This window comes from Pseudomonas sp. AOB-7, from assembly GCF_003696305.1.
GTDB lineage: Bacteria > Pseudomonadota > Gammaproteobacteria > Pseudomonadales > Pseudomonadaceae > Aquipseudomonas.
In genome coordinates, this window is record NZ_RFFK01000002.1 from 109317 (window position 1) to 127648 (window position 18332).

At 68.5% G+C, this 18332-nt stretch carries 18 protein-coding genes and 1 pseudogene; 15 read left to right on the forward strand and 4 right to left on the reverse strand.

Features of this window, described 5'->3' with window-relative positions; genetic code table 11:
• Positions 1 to 117 precede the first annotated feature (117 nt).
• The 3 genes from fabB to EA796_RS04955 form a co-directional block, all read right to left on the reverse strand.
• A complete protein-coding gene (gene fabB, locus EA796_RS04945; protein ID WP_021443687.1) occupies positions 118 to 1338 on the reverse strand; it encodes a beta-ketoacyl-ACP synthase I in 1221 nt (406 codons plus the stop codon).
• An 11-nt stretch (positions 1339 to 1349) separates the two neighbouring features.
• Positions 1350 to 1865: a 3-hydroxyacyl-[acyl-carrier-protein] dehydratase FabA gene (gene fabA, locus EA796_RS04950; RefSeq protein WP_021443686.1), complete on the reverse strand. Its 516-nt coding sequence runs from the start codon at positions 1863 to 1865 to the stop codon at positions 1350 to 1352.
• 213 nt (positions 1866 to 2078) lie between these two features.
• Positions 2079 to 3974: a response regulator gene (locus tag EA796_RS04955; protein ID WP_178082536.1), complete on the reverse strand. Its 1896-nt coding sequence runs from the start codon at positions 3972 to 3974 to the stop codon at positions 2079 to 2081.
• 284 nt (positions 3975 to 4258) lie between these two features.
• Here EA796_RS04955 and EA796_RS04960 point away from each other — a divergent pair, with 284 nt between their 5' ends.
• The 10 genes from EA796_RS04960 (at position 4259) to EA796_RS05005 (ending at position 12871) form a co-directional block, all read left to right on the forward strand.
• Entirely contained in the window at positions 4259 to 5281 is a 1023-nt protein-coding gene (locus EA796_RS04960; protein WP_122107759.1) for an NAD(P)H-dependent glycerol-3-phosphate dehydrogenase, read from the forward strand.
• 10 nt (positions 5282 to 5291) lie between these two features.
• On the forward strand, positions 5292 to 5639 hold the full coding sequence (locus tag EA796_RS04965; RefSeq protein WP_122107760.1) for a DUF4389 domain-containing protein: 348 nt from the start codon (positions 5292 to 5294) through the stop codon (positions 5637 to 5639).
• Positions 5636 to 6094 (forward strand): phosphohistidine phosphatase SixA, encoded by a 459-nt coding sequence (gene sixA, locus EA796_RS04970; protein ID WP_122107761.1) that lies wholly within the window; start codon positions 5636 to 5638, stop codon positions 6092 to 6094. The genes EA796_RS04965 and sixA overlap by 4 nt, the downstream gene beginning before the upstream one ends.
• A gap of 139 nt (positions 6095 to 6233) precedes the next feature.
• Entirely contained in the window at positions 6234 to 7901 is a 1668-nt protein-coding gene (locus EA796_RS04975) for an AMP-binding protein (protein WP_122107762.1), read from the forward strand.
• A 55-nt stretch (positions 7902 to 7956) separates the two neighbouring features.
• Entirely contained in the window at positions 7957 to 8400 is a 444-nt protein-coding gene (locus EA796_RS04980) for a hotdog fold thioesterase (protein WP_122107763.1), read from the forward strand.
• A gap of 115 nt (positions 8401 to 8515) precedes the next feature.
• Positions 8516 to 9319, forward strand: a complete 804-nt coding sequence (locus EA796_RS04985) for an alpha/beta fold hydrolase (protein WP_122107764.1) — start codon at positions 8516 to 8518, stop codon at positions 9317 to 9319.
• Positions 9316 to 10179, forward strand: coding sequence for an alpha/beta hydrolase (locus EA796_RS04990; RefSeq protein ID WP_122107765.1), 864 nt, complete (start codon positions 9316 to 9318; stop codon positions 10177 to 10179). Before EA796_RS04985 ends, EA796_RS04990 begins: the two co-directional genes overlap by 4 nt.
• A 51-nt stretch (positions 10180 to 10230) precedes the next feature.
• Positions 10231 to 10893: a glutathione S-transferase family protein gene (locus EA796_RS04995; protein ID WP_122107766.1), complete on the forward strand. Its 663-nt coding sequence runs from the start codon at positions 10231 to 10233 to the stop codon at positions 10891 to 10893.
• A gap of 8 nt (positions 10894 to 10901) precedes the next feature.
• A complete protein-coding gene (locus EA796_RS05000) occupies positions 10902 to 11705 on the forward strand; it encodes a DUF4892 domain-containing protein (protein WP_122107767.1) in 804 nt (267 codons plus the stop codon).
• Positions 11706 to 11782: 77 nt separating this feature from the next.
• The gene (locus EA796_RS05005) at positions 11783 to 12871 is read left to right on the forward strand and encodes an AI-2E family transporter (protein ID WP_021444575.1); all 1089 of its coding nucleotides are present in this window, start codon (positions 11783 to 11785) and stop codon (positions 12869 to 12871) included.
• Positions 12872 to 12877: 6 nt separating this feature from the next.
• Here the strand turns inward: EA796_RS05005 and EA796_RS05010 are convergent, their stop codons facing one another.
• Positions 12878 to 13882: a patatin-like phospholipase family protein gene (locus tag EA796_RS05010; RefSeq protein ID WP_122107768.1), complete on the reverse strand. Its 1005-nt coding sequence runs from the start codon at positions 13880 to 13882 to the stop codon at positions 12878 to 12880.
• 104 nt (positions 13883 to 13986) lie between these two features.
• Here EA796_RS05010 and selD point away from each other — a divergent pair, with 104 nt between their 5' ends.
• From selD to EA796_RS23630, 5 genes and pseudogenes are all read left to right on the forward strand, one after another.
• Positions 13987 to 15021, forward strand: a complete 1035-nt coding sequence (gene selD, locus EA796_RS05015; RefSeq protein ID WP_122107769.1) for a selenide, water dikinase SelD — start codon at positions 13987 to 13989, stop codon at positions 15019 to 15021.
• On the forward strand, positions 15021 to 16121 hold the full coding sequence (gene mnmH / locus EA796_RS05020) for a tRNA 2-selenouridine(34) synthase MnmH (RefSeq protein ID WP_122107770.1): 1101 nt from the start codon (positions 15021 to 15023) through the stop codon (positions 16119 to 16121). The genes selD and mnmH overlap by 1 nt, the downstream gene beginning before the upstream one ends.
• A 76-nt stretch (positions 16122 to 16197) precedes the next feature.
• The gene (locus EA796_RS05025; protein WP_122107771.1) at positions 16198 to 16476 is read left to right on the forward strand and encodes a hypothetical protein; all 279 of its coding nucleotides are present in this window, start codon (positions 16198 to 16200) and stop codon (positions 16474 to 16476) included.
• Positions 16476 to 17081, forward strand: coding sequence for a flavin reductase family protein (locus EA796_RS05030; RefSeq protein ID WP_122107772.1), 606 nt, complete (start codon positions 16476 to 16478; stop codon positions 17079 to 17081). Before EA796_RS05025 ends, EA796_RS05030 begins: the two co-directional genes overlap by 1 nt.
• A 1001-nt stretch (positions 17082 to 18082) precedes the next feature.
• Positions 18083 to 18313: pseudogene (locus tag EA796_RS23630) on the forward strand (HAMP domain-containing protein); the annotation flags it as partial.
• Positions 18314 to 18332: the final 19 nt, after the last annotated feature.

Sequence of the window (18332 nt, forward strand, 5' to 3'; positions counted from 1 at the left end):
ACAGGGGGCGGCCGGCGAGCCAGGCTGATCGCCGGCAAGCCGGCTCCCACAAGGGTTTCTGATGCAGCAACGAAAACGGCGCCCGCAGGCGCCGTTGTCTTTACTGCAGGGCAGCTGTCACTTGCCGGCCCAGCGCTTGAGCACCAGGGTGGCGTTGGTGCCGCCGAAGCCGAAGCTGTTGCTCATCACGGTGTCGAGCTTGGCGTTCTCCACGGTCTTGAGCTGGATCGGCAGGTCGGCCAGTTCCGGATCGACTTCCTCGATGTTGGCCGAGGCAGCGATGAAGTTGCCTTCCATCATCAGCATGCAGTAGATCGCTTCCTGCACGCCGGCGGCGCCCAGGCTGTGGCCGGACAGGCTCTTGGTCGAGCTGATGGCCGGCGCCTTGTCGCCGAACACCTCGCGCACCGCGCGGCTTTCGGCGACGTCGCCGACCGGGGTGGAGGTGCCGTGGGTGTTGAGGTAGTCGATCGGCGTGTCGACGGTGGCCAGGGCCTGCTGCATGCAGCGCACCGCGCCTTCGCCGCTCGGCGCGACCATGTCGTAGCCGTCGCTGGTGGCGCCGTAGCCGACGATTTCGGCGTAGATCTTCGCGCCGCGGGCCAGGGCGTGTTCCAGCTCCTCGACCACCACCATGCCGCCGCCGCCGGCGATGACGAAACCGTCACGCTTGGCGTCGTAGGCGCGCGAGGCCTTGTCCGGGGTTTCGTTGTACTGGGTGGAGAGGGCGCCCATGGCGTCGAACAGGAAGCTCTGGCTCCAGTGTTCTTCTTCGCCGCCACCGGCGAACACCACGTCCTGCTTGCCCATCTGGATCTGCTCCATGGCGTGGCCGATGCAGTGAGCGCTGGTGGCGCAGGCCGAGGAGATCGAGTAGTTCACGCCCTTGATCTTGAACGGCGTGGCCAGGCAGGCGGAGACGGTGCTGCCCATGGTGCGCGGCACGCGGTACGGGCCGACGCGCTTGACGCCTTTCTCGCGCAGGATGTCGAGGGCTTCCATCTGGTTGAAGGTGGAGGCGCCGCCGGAACCGGCGATCAGGCCGGTGCGCGGGTTGGAGACCTGTTCCTCGCTGAGGCCGGCGTCCTTGATCGCCTGCTCCATGGACAGGTAGGCGAAGGCGGCGGCGTCGCCCATGAAACGGTAGACCTTGCGGTCGATCAGCTCTTCCAGGTTCAGGTCGACCGAACCGGAGACCTGGCTGCGCAGGCCCATCTCGGCATAGGACGGGTTGAAACGGATGCCCGACTTGCCGGCACGCAGGCTGGCGGCTACGGCTTCTTTGTCAGTGCCCAGGCAGGAAACGATGCCCAGACCGGTGATCACTACACGACGCATGTGCAAGTCCTTCAGAAACTGTCGGTGGAGGTGAACAGGCCGACGCGCAGGCCTTCGGCGCTGTAGATCTCGCGTCCGTCGACGCTGACGCTACCGTCGGCGATGCCGAGGATCAGCGAGCGGCTGATGGTGCGCTTGATATGGATGTTGTAGGTGACCTTCTTCGCCGTCGGCAGCACCTGGCCGAAGAACTTCACTTCGCCCGAACCCAGAGCGCGGCCGCGGCCGGGGTTGCCCTGCCAGCCGAGGTAGAAGCCGACCAGCTGCCACATGGCGTCGAGACCGAGGCAGCCGGGCATGACCGGGTCGCCCTCGAAGTGGCAGCCGAAGAACCACAGGTCCGGATTGATGTCGAGCTCAGCGACGATTTCGCCCTTGCCGTGCTTGCCGCCGGTTTCGCTGATGTGAACGATGCGGTCGATCATCAGCATGTTCGGGGCGGGCAGTTGCGCGTTCCCCGGACCGAACAGTTCGCCGCGGCTGCAGGCGAGCAGGTCTTCCCGGGTATAGGCGTTTTGTCTTGTCATGCGAGCTCCTCAATTGTCCCCACGCTTCTAAGGCTGGGCGAATCGTCCTGGCCGGCCACGCCTGGTAGGCGTCTGCCGGCAGCCTAGTCATAGACTGTTGCGTTGTGGTGAAAGTCACAGCGCGGTGAGTACAGTTGTACTCCGCTGCCGCGGCCTTGTCACAGCCGCCGGCATTTCTCCTTGTAACCCCGCCACCGCGCCACTGCCACTCGCCTATGGTCGGGGTGGCAGCCAGCGCTGCAGGATGTGTTGCAGATCCGCGCGCTTGAAGGGCTTGGCCAGGTAGTCGTTCATCCCCGCGGCCAGGCAGGCCTCGCGGTCGCCCTGCAGGGCGTTGGCGGTCAGGGCGATGATCGGTATCTGCTGGCCTCTGGCCTGCTGGCGGATCTGCCGGGTGGCTTCGTAGCCGTCCATCAGCGGCAGCCGGCAATCCATCAGGATCGCTGCGTAATCGTGCTGGGCGAAGCTGTGCAGCGCCTGCTGGCCGTCGCCGACCAGGCTGACCCGGTAACCCAGGCTGCGCAGCATGGCTTCGATCACCGTCTGGTTGACCGGGTTGTCCTCCACCAGCAGCACCGGTTGGCCGTCGCCGCCCGGCTTGAGGCTCTCGCTGGCCTGTTCCTGTTCGCTGCGCTGGCGGAACGGCAGGGGAATCTCCAGGGTGAACACCGAACCGGCGCCGACCTCGCTATCGGCGCGCAGGGTGCCGCCCATGCGTTCGGCCAGGGTGCGCGCGATGGGCAGGCCGAGGCCGGTGCCGCCGTAGCGGCGGGAGATCGAGGTATCGGCCTGCTGGAAGGCGTCGAACATGTGCTCCAGGCGCTCGGCGTCGATGCCGATGCCGCTGTCGTGCACCGCGCAGGTGAACCACAGCACCTGCTCGTCCAGCGGTTGCCAGCGGGTTTCCACGCGGATGCCGCCATCTTCGGTGAACTTCAGCGCATTGCCGATCAGGTTGACCAGGATCTGCCGGATGCGCGTGGGGTCGCCGCGCATCTCCAGCTGCTCCAGCCCCGGCTGGCTGTCCAGTTGCAGCTGCAGGCCGCGCTGCTGGGCGCTGTGCTGGAACACCTGGATCGAGCCCTGCAGCAGCTCCGGCAGGTTGAAGGGGATGGCCTCGAGCTCCAGCGCGCCGCGCTCGATACGGGAGAAGTCGAGGATGTCGTTGATCACCTTGAGCAGGTGCTCGGTGGATTCGGTGGCCAGCGCCGCGTACTCGGCCTGCTCGTCGTTGAGACTGGTGGTCTCCAGCAGCTGCAGCATGCCCAGCACGCCGTTCATCGGCGTGCGCAGCTCGTGGCTCATCATCGCCAGGAAGTCGGACTTGGCGCGGTTGGCCTGCTCGGATTCCTCGCGCGCCTGGATCAGTTCGGCGATTGCCTGCTGCTGCTCGCGGCCGCTGCGATCCAGGGCGCTGGCGAGGTCGTTGATGTGCCGCGCCAGGTCGGTCAGCTCGTCGTTGCCGCGCTCGGCCAGCGCCGGGCGGTAGTCGCCGGCCTGGATGCGTTCCAGGGCCTGGCCCATGGCGCTCAGCGGCTGCGCCAGGCGGCGGGCCAGGCGGCGGGCGAGGAGGAAGGTCAGCAGCAGGGCCAGCAGCGACAGCACCCCGGCCTTGAACAGGATTTCCTGCTGGCGGGCGTTGAAGGTGTCGTTGGACATGCCCACCACCACCCGTCCCAGGTAGCCGTCGGCGAGCGTCTTGCCGTGCGGCACCGCAGTTTGCGCGCCGGATGGCGGGCGCTGCAGGCGGATCGGCGCCTGGAACACCTCCACCTGCGGCGTGCTGTGGCCCTGTTCCTTGGGCCGCTCGACGTAGACCAGGATGTTGTCGTCGCGGTCGCGCACCTCGGCGAAGCGCACGTCCGGCGTGCTCAGGGTGGCGCGCAGCAGGTTTTCCAGGGTGCCCAGGTTGCCGTTGAGCACGCCGTACACGCTGGCCGGGGCCAGCTGGTTGGCGATCAGCTGGCCGGTGTGGCCCTGCTCCTGGCGCAGGTCCTGCAGGCGGGTGAAGGTGAGAAAGCCGGTCAGCAGCAGGGTCAGCAGCAGGGCCGGGCCGACGCTGATCAGCTGGGTACGCGTGTGGATGTTCCAGCCGCGGCGCTGGCTCATGGTCGTACTGTCCCTGTCGGAGTGCGGCGCTGCCGGCGGCTGTAGCGGGCAGGGCGGGGCAAGGGGCTGCCTGTGGGCACGGGTCGTCCTTGGCAAATTACGTCGAGCCGGCATGTTAACCGACCCGGCGCGCTTTGCCAGCGCCAGGCGCGCGCACTCTGCACCATTTCGCGTTTGCCCGCCGGGACCGATGCGGCACGGCGAACTTTTGCCCTGGCCGGTCACTCGCGGCTCCGTATAATGCCTGCAGACCGCCATCGCGCATGGCCCCACTCGGAAGTGTTATGACAGAGCTTCAACCCATTGCCGTACTCGGCGGCGGCAGCTTCGGCACCGCCCTGGCCAATCTGCTGGCGGAGAACGGCCAGCGCGTCCTGCAGTGGATGCGCGACCCCGAGCAGGCCGAGCAGATGCGCCGCAGCGGCGAGAATCCGCGCTACCTCAAGGGCGTCAAGCTACACCCGGGCATCGAACCGACCAGCGACCTGGCCGGCGCCCTGCAGCAGGCCGAGCTGGTGCTGGTCGCGCTGCCCTCCAGCGCCCTGCGCGAGGCGCTGCAACCGGTGGCCGGATTGCTCGCCGGCAAGCTGCTGATCAGCACCACCAAGGGCATCGAAGCCAAGACTTTCAAGCTGATGAGCCAGATTCTCGAGGAAATCGCTCCCGATGCGCGCATCGGCGTGCTGTCCGGGCCGAACCTGGCCAAGGAAGTGGCCGAGCACGCGCTGACCGCCACGGTGATCGCCAGCGAGGACGAAGCACTCTGCCTGCGCGTGCAGCAGGCCCTGCACGGTCGCACCTTTCGCGTCTACGCCAGCGCCGACCGCTTCGGCGTCGAGCTGGGCGGCGCGCTGAAGAACGTCTACGCCATCATGTCCGGCATGGCCGCGGCCCTCGGCATGGGCGAGAACACCAAGAGCATGCTGATCACCCGTGCCCTGGCCGAGATGACCCGCTTCGCCGTCAAGCTGGGGGCCAACCCCATGACCTTCCTCGGCCTGGCCGGGGTGGGCGACCTGATCGTCACCTGTTCGTCACCGAAAAGCCGCAACTATCAGGTCGGTTTCGCCCTCGGCGAAGGCCTCAGCCTGGACGAGGCGGTGCAGCGCCTGGGCGAAGTCGCCGAAGGGGTCAATACTCTCAAGGTGCTCAAGGCGCGCGCCGAGGAGCTGGAGGTGTACATGCCGCTGGTCGCCGGGCTGCACGCCATCCTGTTCGAGGGGCGCACGCTGGCGCAGGTGATCGAGTTGCTGATGCGCGGCGAACCCAAGACCGACGTCGATTTCATTCCCACCGCGGGTTTCTAAGGAGCAAGTGATGAACGATGAGAAGCAGGAGCTGGAACGCGAGTCGATCCTGTTGCGCATTCTGTGGATGGTGATCTTCGTCATCGTCTGGCAACTGGCCGAGCTGCTGCTCGGCGCCGTGGTGCTGCTGCAACTCGGCTATCGCCTGTTCTACGGTGCGCCGAACGCCAGCCTGCTGGGTTTCGGCGACAGCCTCAGCCAGTACCTGATGCAGATCGGCCGTTTCGGCACCTTCAACAGCGACGAGAAGCCCTGGCCGTTCGCCGACTGGCCGACCCCGCGCGCGCCGCAAGGCGAGGCCGCCCATAGCATCCCGCCGGCGCCGCACCCGGTGCGCGACGAGGAGCCGAAGCTGTGAGGCTGTGGCTGTTGCGTCACGGTCAGGCCGAGCCGCAGGCCGCCAGCGATGCCGTGCGCGAGCTGACCGCCCACGGCCGCAAGGAGGTGCTGCAGGCCGCCGCGCAATTGGCCGGACGGCCGCTCACGGCGATTCTCGCCAGCCCCTACGTGCGCGCCCAGCAGACCGCCGAACTGGTGCGCGGCGCGCTGGGTTTCGCCGGCGCGGTGGGCACCGTGCCCTGGCTGACGCCGGACAGCGACCCGCGCGAGGTGCTCAAGTACCTCGACGAGCGCGAAGGCGCGGAAATGCTGCTGGTCAGCCACCAGCCGCTGATCGGCGCCCTCGGCGGCCTGCTGGTGCATGGCAATCGCCAGGAGCCGCTGCCGATGCGCACCGCCAGCCTGGCCGAGCTCGACGGCGATCTGCCGGCGGCCGGGCTGATGGAGCTGCTGGCGCTGATCCATCCGCATTGATCCCGCGACACGCGGTTGTAGCCGGCTAGCCGGGCGACCGGGGAAACATTTCTTAACTTGCGCCGTCCTTGTCTGCGTGGAATAGTCGACCAAGCAAGTGCTTGGTTGACCCCCATAAAAACAACAAGGAGGAAGCCCTGTGGCCGATGCGATCCGTCTGCCGCTCGAGCTGTTCTACGAGCGTGAAGCAAAGCACCCGAACAAACGCTACATGGTCCAGCCTCTCGGCGGCGGCCAGCTGCTGGAGCTGAGCTGGGCCGAGGTGGGCGAACAGGCGCGGCGCGCCGCCCACTGGTTGCGCAGCCGCGAACTGGCGCCGGGCAGCCGCATCGCCATCGTGTCGAAGAACTGCGCGCACTGGATAGTCGCCGACCTGGCGATCTGGATGGCCGGGCACGTCTCGGTGCCGCTGTACCCCAACCTCACCGCCGAGTCGATGCGCCAGGTGCTGGAGCATTCCGAAGCGGCGCTGGCCCTGATCGGCAAGCTCGACGACTGGCCGGCCATGGCGCCGGGGCTGCCCGCCGGGCTGCCGACCGTCAGCCTGCCGCTGCACCCGCCGGGCGAGTTCGACTACAGCTGGGACGACCTGCAGCGCTGCGCACCGATCCAGGACGACCCCAAGCCCGCGGCCAACCAGCTGGCCACCATCATCTACACCTCCGGCACCACCGGCACGCCCAAGGGGGTGATGCACCAGTTCGGCAATTTCGGCTTCGCCGCCAGCAATGCCATCGAGCTGTTCGGCGTCGGCGAGGACGACCGCCTGCTGTCCTACCTGCCACTGTGTCACGTGGCCGAGCGGATGTTCGTCGAGCTGGCATCGATCTACGCCGGGCAGACGATCTTCTTCGCCGAGAGCCTGGACACCTTCCTCGACGACCTCAAGCGCGCCCGGCCGACGGTGATGTTCGGTGTGCCGCGCATCTGGACCAAGTTCCAGATGGGCGTGTACGCCAAGATGCCGGCGCACAAGCTCGACCGCCTGCTGAAACTGCCGCTGATCGGCCGCCTGGTCGGCAGGAAAGTGCTCGCCGGGCTCGGCCTGGACTCCGTGCGCTACGCGCTGTCCGGCGCCGCGCCGGTGCCCGAGGCGCTGCTCAACTGGTATCGCCGCCTGGGCCTGGAAATCCAGGAGGTCTACGGCATGACCGAGAACTGCGGCTACTCCCACGTGTGCCGGCCGGGCAAGTTCAAGCAGGGCTGGATCGGCCAGAACAGCCCCGGCGTGGAGGTGCGCATCGCCGAGGACGGCGAGGTGCAGGTGCGCAGCGGCGCCACCATGCAGGGCTACTACAAGGACCCGGTCAAGACCGCCGAGACCCTCACCGAAGACGGTTTCCTGCGCACTGGCGACAAGGGCGAGCAGGACGCCGAGGGCAACCTGCGCCTGACCGGGCGGATCAAGGAGATCTTCAAGACCAGCAAGGGCAAGTACGTGGCGCCGGCGCCCATCGAGAACCGTCTCGGCGAGCATTCGCGCATCGAGCAGGTCTGCGTGGTCGGCGACGGCCTGCCACAACCCCTGGCGCTCTGCGTACTGTCCGAGGCGGGCCGCCAGGAGGCCGCCAACGACAGCCGCGGCGCGCTGGAAAGCAGCCTCAAGGCACTGCTCGAGGAGGTCAACCGGCGTCTCGACCAGCATGAGCGGCTGCAGGGGTTGGTGCTGGTCAAGGAGGTCTGGGCGGTGGAGAACGGCTTCCTCACGCCGACCCTGAAGATCAAGCGCAACGTGGTCGAGGGCGCCTACGGCGCGCGCTTCGCCGAGTGGCAGCAGCGCAGCGAAGCAGTGCTCTGGCACGAGTGAATGTGAGCGGGCCGGCGGCGTCGGCCCGGTTTCCCGACAGCATTAGGAATGCCCCATGAGCCTGTGGCGACAAGCCCCCGATCTCGATGCGCTCAACGCCTTGCAGAAACACACCATCGGCGAGTTGCTGGGCATCCGCTTCGAGTCTTTCGATGATGATTCGCTCAGCGCCAGCATGGCGGTCGATGCGCGTACCCACCAACCCTACGGCCTGCTGCACGGCGGTGCCTCGGTGGTGCTGGCCGAGACCCTCGGCTCCACCGCCAGCTACCTGTGCATCGACAGCAGTCGCTTCTACGGCGTCGGCCTGGAGGTCAACGCCAACCATCTGCGCGGCCTGCGCACAGGGCGCGTGCATGCCGTGGCGCGGCCGGTGCATCTGGGGCGCACCACCCACGTCTGGGACATCCGCCTGAGTGGCGACGACGGCAAGCCCAGCTGCATCTCACGCCTGACCATGGCCATAGTGCCCTTGGGCGAGCAGCCGCCCAAGGCATGAGCGGGCGCCGCCGATAGTTCTGGCCATAGCGCCGCCATCAATGGCGGTTACGGTCATTGCCGCGGCGGCGGGGCTGCCGGAAAATCGCCCGGTGTTCATTTTGCGAGCGCCGCGCATGCCGCAGCCGATCTTCTTCGCCCACGCCAACGGTTTTCCCTCGGCCACCTACGCCAAGCTGTTCGCCGCCCTGGCGCCGGACTACCGGGTGCGCCACCTGCAGCAGCACGGCCACGATCCGCGCTTTCCGGTGGACGACAACTGGGCCAACCTGGTCGCCGAGCTGATCCATCACCTGGAAGGCGGCGACGAGCCGGTCTGGGGCGTCGGCCATTCCCTCGGCGGCGTGCTGCATTATCACGCCGCGTTGCTCAGGCCGGAGCTGTACCGCGGCGTGGTGATGCTCGACTCGCCGCTGCTGACCCTGGCCGACCGCATGGTGATCCGCGCCGCCAAGCGCTTCGGCTTCATCGACCGCATCACCCCGGCCGGGCGTACCCTGGGCCGGCGCGAGGCCTTCGCCGACCCGGCCGAGGCGCGCGACTACTTCGCCGCGAAGAGCCTGTTCCGCCGCTTCGATCCCGAATGCCTGGACGCCTACGTGCGCCATGGCCTGCAGCCGGCGGGGCAGGGGCTGCGCCTGAAGTTCGATCCGGCCACCGAGATCAGCATCTACCGCAGCGTGCCGCACACCGCACCGGGTCGCCCGCAGCAGCTGGCGGTGCCGCTGGCCATGGTCCGCGGCCGCCACAGCAGGGTGGTGCTGCCGCATCACGCCCGCCTGCTGCGGCGCATGCCGCGCGGCGAATACTTGAGCCTGCCGGGCGGCCATATGTTCCCCCTGGAGCGCCCGCAGGCCACCGCCGAGCTGCTGCGCCAGCTGTTCGCCCGTTGGGCCGGCCCGCTTGAGGAGTCCGCATGAGCGCCTGTTTCGAAGAAGTCCGCCTGAGCCTGCCGCATATCGAGCTGGCCGCCCATCTCTACGGCCCCGAGGACGGCCTGCCGGTGCTGGCCCTGCACGGCTGGCTGGACAACGCCGCCAGCTTCGCCCGACTGGCGCCGAAGCTGGACGGACTGCGCATCGTCGCCCTGGATTTCGCCGGCCACGGCCATTCCGAACACCGCCCGGCGGGCGCCGGCTACGCCCTGTGGGATTACGCCTACGACGTGCTGCAGGTGGCCGAGCAGTTCGGTTGGCAGCGCTTTTCCATCCTCGGTCACTCCATGGGCGCGATCACCGCGGTGCTGCTGGCCGCTGCCATGCCCGAGCGCATCGCCCGCCTGGCCCTGATCGACGGCCTGGTGCCCTATACCGGCGAGGCCGACACTGCACCGGCGAAACTCGGCGAGGCGTTGCGCGCCAAGCTCGCCCTGGATGGCAAGCGCAAGCCGGTGTACGCCGAGGTGGCGCGAGCCGTCGAGGCGCGCATGAAGGGCGTCGGCGCGGTCAGCCGCGAGGCCGCCGAACTGCTCGCCCAGCGCGGCCTGATGCCGGTGCCCGGCGGCTACACCTGGCGCACCGACGCCCGCCTGACCCTGGCTTCGCCCTTGCGCCTGAGCTGGGCCCATGCCCAGGCCTTCGTCCGCGCCCTGCAATGCCCGGTCAGCCTGGTGCTGGCCGAGCAGGGCATGATGCAGGCGCAGCCGGCGGTGCAGCAGCTGCTGCAGGGGCTGCCGTTCGAGGTGCGCCGCCTGCCGGGCGGCCACCACCTGCACCTGGACGACGAGGCCGGCGCGCAACGTGTCGCGGATTGTTTCAATCCATTTTTGCGCTCGCCTTGACTTGCCGACGGCTCATGGGGAAAGGTGTGGCGGTCTGCCATGGAGGATCGCATGATCGACCTGTATACCGCCGCCACCCCCAATGGGCACAAGGCATCCATCGCCCTGGAGGAACTCGGCCTGCCTTATCAGGTGCACGCCCTCAGTTTCGAGCGCAAGGAGCAGAAGGCCGCGGCCTTTCTGCGTATCAACCCCAACGGCCGCATTCCGGCCATCGTCGATCGCGACAATGACGACTTCGCCGTGTTCGAGTCCGGCGCCATCCTCATCTACCTCGCCGAGAAGACCGGCCAACTGCTGCCCAGCGATGCCAAGGGACGCTCGCGGGCGCTGCAGTGGCTGATGTTCCAGATGGGCGGGGTCGGCCCGATGCAGGGCCAGGCCAATGTGTTCTTCCGCTATTTCCCGCAAAAGCTGCAGGGCGCCATCGACCGCTACCAGCACGAGACCCGCCGCCTCTACGAGGTGCTCGACGTGCGCCTGGGCGAGGTCGAATACCTGGCCGGCGACTACAGCATCGCCGATATCGCCACCTTCCCCTGGGTGCGCGTGCACGACTGGGCCGGCGTCTCGCTCGACGGGCTGACGCATCTGCAGCGCTGGCTGGACGCCATCGCGGCGCGCCCGGCGGTGCAGCGCGGCCTGCAGGTGCCGCAGCGCGAGGTCGACGAGGCGCGCCTGGTAAAAGCCGCGCAAGCGATGCTGATCCAATGAGGGCGCGTATGAAAGGTTTCGCCCTAGTGGCCGCGCTGCTGGGCAGCGGCGGCGTGCTGGCTGCCGATCTGCCCGGCAGCCGCGACCTCGACAGCCTGCCGCGTTTTCCGGCGAGCACGATCGTTGCCTACAAGGAACGCCCGAGTCTGGAGCGCATCTACCCGCAGGGCTCGATCCGCCGCATCAGCGGGCGCCTGCGCTACGAGCGGGAGATCCTGGCGCAGGGCCGGCACGCCGCGGTGACCTACGAGCTGCCGCGCACCCACAGCGCCGACCAGGTATTTACCAGCGCGCGCGAGTCCCTGCTGGAGCAGGGCGCCGAGCTGCTCTACTGGTGCAAGGGGCGCGAATGCGGCGCCAGCAGCCTGTGGGCCAATTCGGTGTTCGGCAACGCCACCCTGTACGGTTCCGACGACCAGCAGGCCTATGCGCTGCTGCGCCTGGCCGAGCCCAACCACGACAGCCTGCTGGCGCTGTACAGCATCACCCGCGGCAACCGCCGCGCCTACCTGCATGCCGAGCAGCTGGATGCCGAGGCGCCGCTGGGCGAGCTGCTGCCGACCCCGGCGACCCTGCTGCGCCAGCTGCGCAGCGACGGCCTGCTGCAATTGCCGGACGCAGCCCGGGCGGACAGCGCCTGGGTCGAGGTGCTGGCGCGCAGCCTCAACCTCGACAGCACGCTGCGCGTCAGCCTCTCCGGCAGCCAGGCGCAGGCCTGGCGCGAGGCACTGATCGCCCAGCGCGTGCGCGAGGCGCGTCTGGAACTCGGCGAGGGTGCCGGCGAAGCCCTGGCGGTGCGTCTATTGCGCTAAGCTGCGCGGCACAACCAGGCACATCCAGAGCGCCCTCCAGGGGCGCTCTGTCGTTGCAACGAAGGGAGTTTCGGGTCATGGCCACTAACGATCGTCTGCTGGTGCAGATTCTGCTGCTCGGCCTGCTGGCCGCCAGCCTCTGGGTATTGGCGCCGTTCTGGTCGGCGCTGTTCTGGGCCGCGGTGCTGGCCTTCGCCAGCTGGCCGCTGATGCGTCTGCTGACCCAGGCGCTGCAGGGGCGGCTGTCGCTGGCCGCGGGCATTCTCACCTGCGGCTGGGTGATCCTGGTGGCGGTGCCGCTGATCTGGCTGGGTTTCAACCTGGCCGATCACATCAAGGACGCCAACGCGTTGATCAAGGACCTGCAGGTCGAGGGCCTGCCGCCGCCGCCGAGCTGGCTGGTCGGCCTGCCGCTGGTGGGCGAGCGCCTGGCCACTCTGTGGCTGACCATCGACCAGCAGGGCGCGGCCTTCTTCGCCACCCTGCGGCCCTACCTCGGCCAGGTCGGCAACTGGCTGCTGGCGCGCAGCGCCCAGCTCGGCGGCGGCATGCTGGAGCTGGGCCTGAGCCTGGTGCTGGTGTTCTTCTTCTACCGCGACGGCCCGCGCCTGGCGGTGTTCGTGCACAGCCTGCTGGAACGGCTGATCGGCGAGCGTGCCGACCACTACCTGGAGCTGGTGGCCGGCACCGTGCAGCGGGTGGTCAACGGCGTGATCGGCACCGCCGCGGCCCAGGGCCTGCTGGCGCTGATCGGCTTCTGGATCGCCGGGGTGCCGGGGGCGCTGGTGCTGGGCATTCTCACCTTCGTCCTCAGCCTGGTGCCGATGGGCCCGCCGCTGGTGTGGATACCCGCCACCGCCTGGCTGGTGTGGCAGGGCGAGTACGGCTTCGCCCTGTTCCTCGGCGCCTGGGGCATGTTCGTCATCAGCGGCGTGGACAATATCCTCAAGCCCTATCTGATCAGTCGCGGCGGCAACCTGCCGCTGGTGGTGGTGCTGCTCGGGGTGTTCGGCGGCATCCTCGCCTTCGGCTTCATGGGCCTGTTCCTTGGCCCGACCCTGCTGGCGGTGGCCTACAGCCTGCTCAGCGACTGGGTGGCGGAGAAGGCACCGCCAGCCGAGCCCCCGGTCGACGGGCCGCTGTCGGCCGCGGAGCGCGGCGATTGAGGCCGTTCAGCGCTCACGCTCGTAGCGCTCGAGGGTGTCGCGGGCGATCTGGCGGCCGAGCATGATCAGCTCCGGCGCCTTGTAGAACTCGAAGAAACGGCACACGCGCTTGGGCACGTTGATCAGGATGTCCGGCGGGTAGCCGGCGATCTTGTATTGCGCCAGCGAGGTCTGCATCACCTCGAAGCTCTGGTTGACCAGCTCCAGCAGCGAGGCCGGGCCGCTGAACTCGGCGACCCGCGAGCCGCTGGCGGATTTCGGCACGGCGCCGGCGGCGTTGCGGTTCGGCGCCGCGGCCGGGCCGATGGCGTCGGCCTGTTGCTGCTCGGCGGCCAGCAGCAGCACGTCGTCCTCGCTCTTGCGGCGGAAGCTCGGCAGGCGCGAGCCGAGCGTGGTCATCAACTGGTCGATGCGCCCCTTGAGCGCGGCCGGCCGCTCGATCACCGGCAGCTGGTAGTGGCTCTGGTTGGTGGCGTTGAGGTTGACCGCGATGATCAGGTCGCAGTGGCTGGACACCACCGGCACGATCGGCAGCGGGTTGAGCAGGCCGCCGTCGACCAGCATGCGCTTGCCCTGGATCACCGGGGTGAACAGGCTGGGAATCGCCGCCGAGGCGCGCATCGCCTGGTGCAGGCAGCCTTCCTGGAACCAGATTTCCTGCTGGTTGGTGAGGTCGGTGGCGACCGCGGTGAAGGGGATCGCCAGCTCCTCGATATTGATCTCGCCGACTATGTCGTGGATGCGCCCGAACACCCGTTCGCCGCGGATGGCACCGAGGCGGAAGCTGACATCGATCAGGCGCAGCACGTCCAGGTAGTCCAGGCTCTCGGTCCACTCGCGGTACTCGCGCAGCTTGCCGGCAGCGAAGATGCCGCCGACCACCGCGCCCATCGAGCAGCCGGCGATGCAGCCGATCTCGTAGCCGCGCGCCTGCAGCTCCTCGATCACGCCGATATGCGCGTAGCCGCGCGCGCCCCCCGAGCCCAGTACCAGCGCCACTTTCTTGCTCATAGGAAAAATCCCCCGTCGATGTTTCGACCTTACTCGCGCAAAGGCGCTGCGCCAAGGCGGTCTTTGCTAGAATCCGCCGCCAGTCGTCGATGCAAGAGAGAGACATGAGCGAGCCGATTCGTTTGACCCAGTACAGCCACGGCGCCGGTTGCGGTTGCAAGATTTCCCCCAAGGTGCTGGAGGTGATCCTCGCCGGCAGCGGCGCGCAGAACCTCGACCCGCGTCTGTGGGTCGGCAACGCCTCGCGAGACGATGCCGCGGTCTATGCCATCGACGAAGAGCGCGGGGTGGTTTCCACCACCGACTTCTTCATGCCCATCGTCGACGACCCCTACGACTTCGGCCGCATTGCCGCGACCAACGCCATCAGCGACATCTATGCCATGGGCGGCGACCCGCTGATGGCCATCGCCATTCTCGGCTGGCCGGTCAACCTGTTGGCCCCGGAGGTCGCCCGCGAGGTGATCCGCGGCGGCCGCGCGGTGTGCGACGAGGCCGGCATTCCGCTGGCCGGCGGCCACTCGATTGACGCCCCCGAGCCGATCTTCGGCCTGGCGGTGACCGGCCTGGTGGACAAGCGCCATATGAAGCGCAACGACACCGCCACCGTCGGCTGCCAGCTGTACCTGACCAAGCCGCTGGGCATCGGCATCCTCACCACCGCGGAGAAGAAGGCCAAGCTGCGCAGCGAGGACGTCGGCCTGGCGCGCGACTGGATGTGCACCCTGAACAAGCCCGGCAGCCGCTTCGGCAAGCTCGCCGGGGTCAAGGCGATGACCGACGTCACCGGCTTCGGCCTGCTCGGGCACCTAGTGGAAATGGCCGATGGTAGCGGCCTCAGCGCGCGCGTGGAGTTCGCCAGGGTGCCGCGTCTGGACAGCGTCGAGCATTACCTGGAGCAGGGCTGCGTGCCCGGCGGCACGCTGCGCAACTTCGACAGCTACGGCGACAAGATCGCGCCGCTACCGGAGCTGGCCAAGCTGCTGCTGTGCGACCCGCAGACCAGCGGCGGCCTGCTGATCGCCGTGGCGCCGGAAGGCGAGGCCGAGTTCCTCGCCGTCGCCGCCGAGCTGGGCCTGCAGCTGGCGCCCATCGGCGAGATGGTCGAGCGACAGCGCCACGCGGTCGAGGTGCTGTGATGCGGGACAACAGCGCCGACTACCGCGACATCTTTCTGGGCGACCGGCCGATGATGGACGCCCGCGCGCCGGTGGAATTTCTCAAGGGCGCCTTCCCCGGGGTGGTCAACCTGCCGCTGATGGACGACCTCGAGCGGCAGAAGGTCGGTACCTGCTACAAGCAGCGCGGCCAGCAGGCGGCCATCGAGCTGGGCCACCAACTGGTCAGCGGTACGCTGAAGGACGAGCGCATAGCGGCCTGGGCGGCCTTCGCCAAGGCCCATCCGGACGGCTACCTGTACTGCTTTCGCGGCGGCCTGCGCTCGCAGATCGTCCAGCAGTGGCTCAAGAGCGAGGCGGGTATCGACTACCCGCGGGTGATCGGCGGCTACAAGGCGATGCGCGGCTTTCTCCTGGAAACCAGCGAGCAGGCGGTGGCAGAGTGCGACTTCGTCCTGGTCGGCGGCATGACCGGCACCGGCAAGACCGAGGTGATCGGCCAGCTGGACAACGCCCCGGACCTCGAAGGCCACGCCAACCATCGCGGCTCCAGCTTCGGCAAGCGCGCCAGCGCCCAGCCGGCGCAGATCGATTTCGAGAACGCCCTGGCCATCGACCTGCTCAAGCGTCGCGCGCGCGGCCAGCGGCAGTTCGTGCTGGAGGACGAGGCGCGGCTGATCGGCCGCTGCTCGCTGCCGCTGCCGCTGTACCAGGCCATGCAGGACTACCCGCTGGTGTGGCTGGAGGACAGCCTGGAGCATCGCGTCGAGCGCATCCTCAAGGCCTATGTGGTCGAGCTGTGCGCCGAGTTCGTCGCCGTCCACGGCGAGGAGGGCGGATTCGCCGCCTTCGCCGCGCGCCTGCGCGAGAGCCTGGCCAATATCACCCGGCGCCTCGGTGGCGAGCGTTATCAGCGTCTGGCGGCGATCATGGACCAGGCCCTGGGCGAGCAGGCCGCCGCCGGCCAGGTCGACACCCACCGCGGGTGGATCGAGGCGCTGCTGGTGGAGTACTACGATCCGATGTACGTGTTCCAGCGCGAGAGCAAGGCCGGGCGCATCGAGTTCGTCGGCGAGCAGCAGGCGGTGGTGGACTATCTGCGTCAACGCGCCGGGCGCTGAAGCGGGCACTTTCCCCGGGCGCCGGCGTCCTACACTGGGTCAATCCGTAGTCATGTCCTTGTAAGGAGTGTGGTCGATGAAACATTGGATCTGTTTGCCAGTAATGGCCCTGGTGCTGAGCGGTTGCGCCGGCAAGACGGTGTACCGCGACACCTGCGCCAATCAGCTGGACGCGGCCTGGAAGGAGCTGAGCATCGCCGAGGCCGAAGGCTTCGCCGGCACGGTCAGCTACTCCAAGGCGCTGTCGCTGCTCACCGCGGCCAAGACCCAGCAGCAGTTCGAGGCCTACGAGGGCTGCACCAGCAAGGCCGAGCGGGCGCGCTTCTACATCCGCGAATCGCGAGCGGGGCGCTGATGCAGCTCGACTTCGCCACGCTGAGCCCGCTGGAGGCCTACCGCTGGCTGGCCGCCAGCGTCACCCCGCGGCCCATCGCCTGGGCTTCCACCCGCTCCCCGCAAGGGGTGGCCAATCTGGCGCCGTTCAGCTTCTTCCAGGTGATCAGCGACAACCCGCCGACCCTGCTGGTCAACGTCAACACCCGCGACGACGGCAGCCTCAAGGACAGCCTGCGCAACGCGCAGGCCAGCGGCGAACTGGCGATCCAGTTGGTCAGCTTCGCCCAGGCCGAGGCGATGAACGCCAGCGCGGCGATACTGCCGCACGAGGTCAGCGAGTTCGCCCATTGCGCCATCGCCAGCCTGCCGTGCGAGCGCATCGACGTGCCGCGGGTGGCCGGCGCGCCGGTGACCTTCGAGTGCCGGGTGGCGCAGATCCAGCCCTATCCGGCGGCGAATCCCAACTGCCACCTGATCTTCGCCGAGGTGCTGCTGGCGCATATCGACGACGCGGTGCTCAGCGAGCAGGGCCGCCTCGACCCGCTCAAGCTCGACCTGATCGGCCGTCTCGGCGGCAGCGCCTACTGCCGCACCACCGAGCTGTTCCAGATGCAGCGGCCATGAATCCGCTCTGGAAACGACCTTCAGTTAGCTGATCCTGCCATTTCAGGCCCTGCTGGCTTGTCGCCAGCAGGGCGGCGCTCCTATGTTCGGCCATTCGCGGCGAGCAGTAGGCGGGGATGGTCATGGGGAGCGCGTGGAGCAATCGGCTGGCCAGTCTGAGCACGGCCAGCAAACTGATGCTGGGTTTCGCCCTGGTGCTGGGGCTTACCGCGCTGGTGGCCGGCACCGGGCTGCTGGCGCTGCGCGAGGTGAATGCCGGGGCGGCGCTGCAGCAGCGCATGAGTGCACTCGGCGAGCAGCTGCTGCACATGCGCCACAGCGAGCAGGCCTTCGCCCTGGCCGGCGATCCGCAGCAGGCCGCGCGCCTGGCCGAGCAGGCCGAGGCGATCCTGCAGGCCTGCGCCGCCCTGCAGGGCGAACTGGACGAAGGCACCGCCGCGATCCTGGCGCCGCTGGCGCCGGCGCTGGCCGACTACCGCGCCGCCTTCGCCCGTTACGTTGAACTCACCGACAACATGCAGTTGGCGCTGCAGGCCGCCGACTGGCTGGTGGTCAGCGCCGCCAACAGCCTGGAGCTGCTGCAGGAGGGCCTGGCCGAGGACGGCGTCGACCTGCTCAAGCGCAGCCAGGGCGAGCAGGGCGGCGAGGCGGTGCTGCAGGCCGGGCAGGTCGGCAAGATTCACCAGTTGCTGTTACAGGCACTGGACCAGGCCCGCCAGCGTCTGGAGGCGAGCCGCCGCAGCGAAGTGCTCGAGCGGGTCGAGATCGCCCAGGCCGGCGAGGCCCAGGCGCTGGCCGCCGAACTGCGCGATGCGCTGAGCGATCCCGGCTACGCTGCGGTGCTCGGCGAGGTGGTGGTCAATGTCGACTCCTTCAACGAGCGGCTCAAGGAATACGCCGAGCAGCTGCAGCAGCAAAAGCAGGTCTACCTGCAGCTGGTGGCGCAGATCGAACAACTGCTCGGCCAGGTCGAGCAGGCCCTCGGCGCCCAGCGCCAGGCCATGCAGGCCGCGCAGCAGGCGAGCAGCGCCCTGATCCTGCTGGCGGCGGCCCTGGCCCTGCTGGTCGGCCTGGGGGCCGCGCTGGCCATCAGCCTGGCCATAGTGCGGCCGCTGAAACGGGTGATCGGCCTGGCCGAGCGCATCGCCGCCGGCGACCTGAGTGCGCGCATCGAAATCGACCGGCGCGACGAGATCGGCCAGCTGCTCGGCGCCATGCAGGCCATGGCCGGCAACCTGCGCGAGATGGTCG

What these genes read in the sequence shown, in the direction of transcription:
- fabB (WP_021443687.1), bottom strand. Translation starts at nt 1,338, where the DNA reads ATGCGTCGTGTAGTGATCACCGGTCTGGGCATCGTTTCCTGCCTGGGC.
- fabA (WP_021443686.1), bottom strand. Translation starts at nt 1,865, where the DNA reads ATGACAAGACAAAACGCCTATACCCGGGAAGACCTGCTCGCCTGCAGC.
- EA796_RS04955 (WP_178082536.1), bottom strand. Translation starts at nt 3,974, where the DNA reads ATGAGCCAGCGCCGCGGCTGGAACATCCACACGCGTACCCAGCTGATC.
- EA796_RS04960 (WP_122107759.1), top strand. Translation starts at nt 4,259, where the DNA reads ATGACAGAGCTTCAACCCATTGCCGTACTCGGCGGCGGCAGCTTCGGC.
- EA796_RS04965 (WP_122107760.1), top strand. Translation starts at nt 5,292, where the DNA reads ATGAACGATGAGAAGCAGGAGCTGGAACGCGAGTCGATCCTGTTGCGC.
- EA796_RS04980 (WP_122107763.1), top strand. Translation starts at nt 7,957, where the DNA reads ATGAGCCTGTGGCGACAAGCCCCCGATCTCGATGCGCTCAACGCCTTG.
- EA796_RS04985 (WP_122107764.1), top strand. Translation starts at nt 8,516, where the DNA reads ATGCCGCAGCCGATCTTCTTCGCCCACGCCAACGGTTTTCCCTCGGCC.
- EA796_RS04990 (WP_122107765.1), top strand. Translation starts at nt 9,316, where the DNA reads ATGAGCGCCTGTTTCGAAGAAGTCCGCCTGAGCCTGCCGCATATCGAG.
- EA796_RS04995 (WP_122107766.1), top strand. Translation starts at nt 10,231, where the DNA reads ATGATCGACCTGTATACCGCCGCCACCCCCAATGGGCACAAGGCATCC.
- EA796_RS05000 (WP_122107767.1), top strand. Translation starts at nt 10,902, where the DNA reads ATGAAAGGTTTCGCCCTAGTGGCCGCGCTGCTGGGCAGCGGCGGCGTG.
- EA796_RS05005 (WP_021444575.1), top strand. Translation starts at nt 11,783, where the DNA reads ATGGCCACTAACGATCGTCTGCTGGTGCAGATTCTGCTGCTCGGCCTG.
- EA796_RS05010 (WP_122107768.1), bottom strand. Translation starts at nt 13,882, where the DNA reads ATGAGCAAGAAAGTGGCGCTGGTACTGGGCTCGGGGGGCGCGCGCGGC.
- selD (WP_122107769.1), top strand. Translation starts at nt 13,987, where the DNA reads ATGAGCGAGCCGATTCGTTTGACCCAGTACAGCCACGGCGCCGGTTGC.
- mnmH (WP_122107770.1), top strand. Translation starts at nt 15,021, where the DNA reads ATGCGGGACAACAGCGCCGACTACCGCGACATCTTTCTGGGCGACCGG.
- EA796_RS05025 (WP_122107771.1), top strand. Translation starts at nt 16,198, where the DNA reads ATGAAACATTGGATCTGTTTGCCAGTAATGGCCCTGGTGCTGAGCGGT.
- EA796_RS05030 (WP_122107772.1), top strand. Translation starts at nt 16,476, where the DNA reads ATGCAGCTCGACTTCGCCACGCTGAGCCCGCTGGAGGCCTACCGCTGG.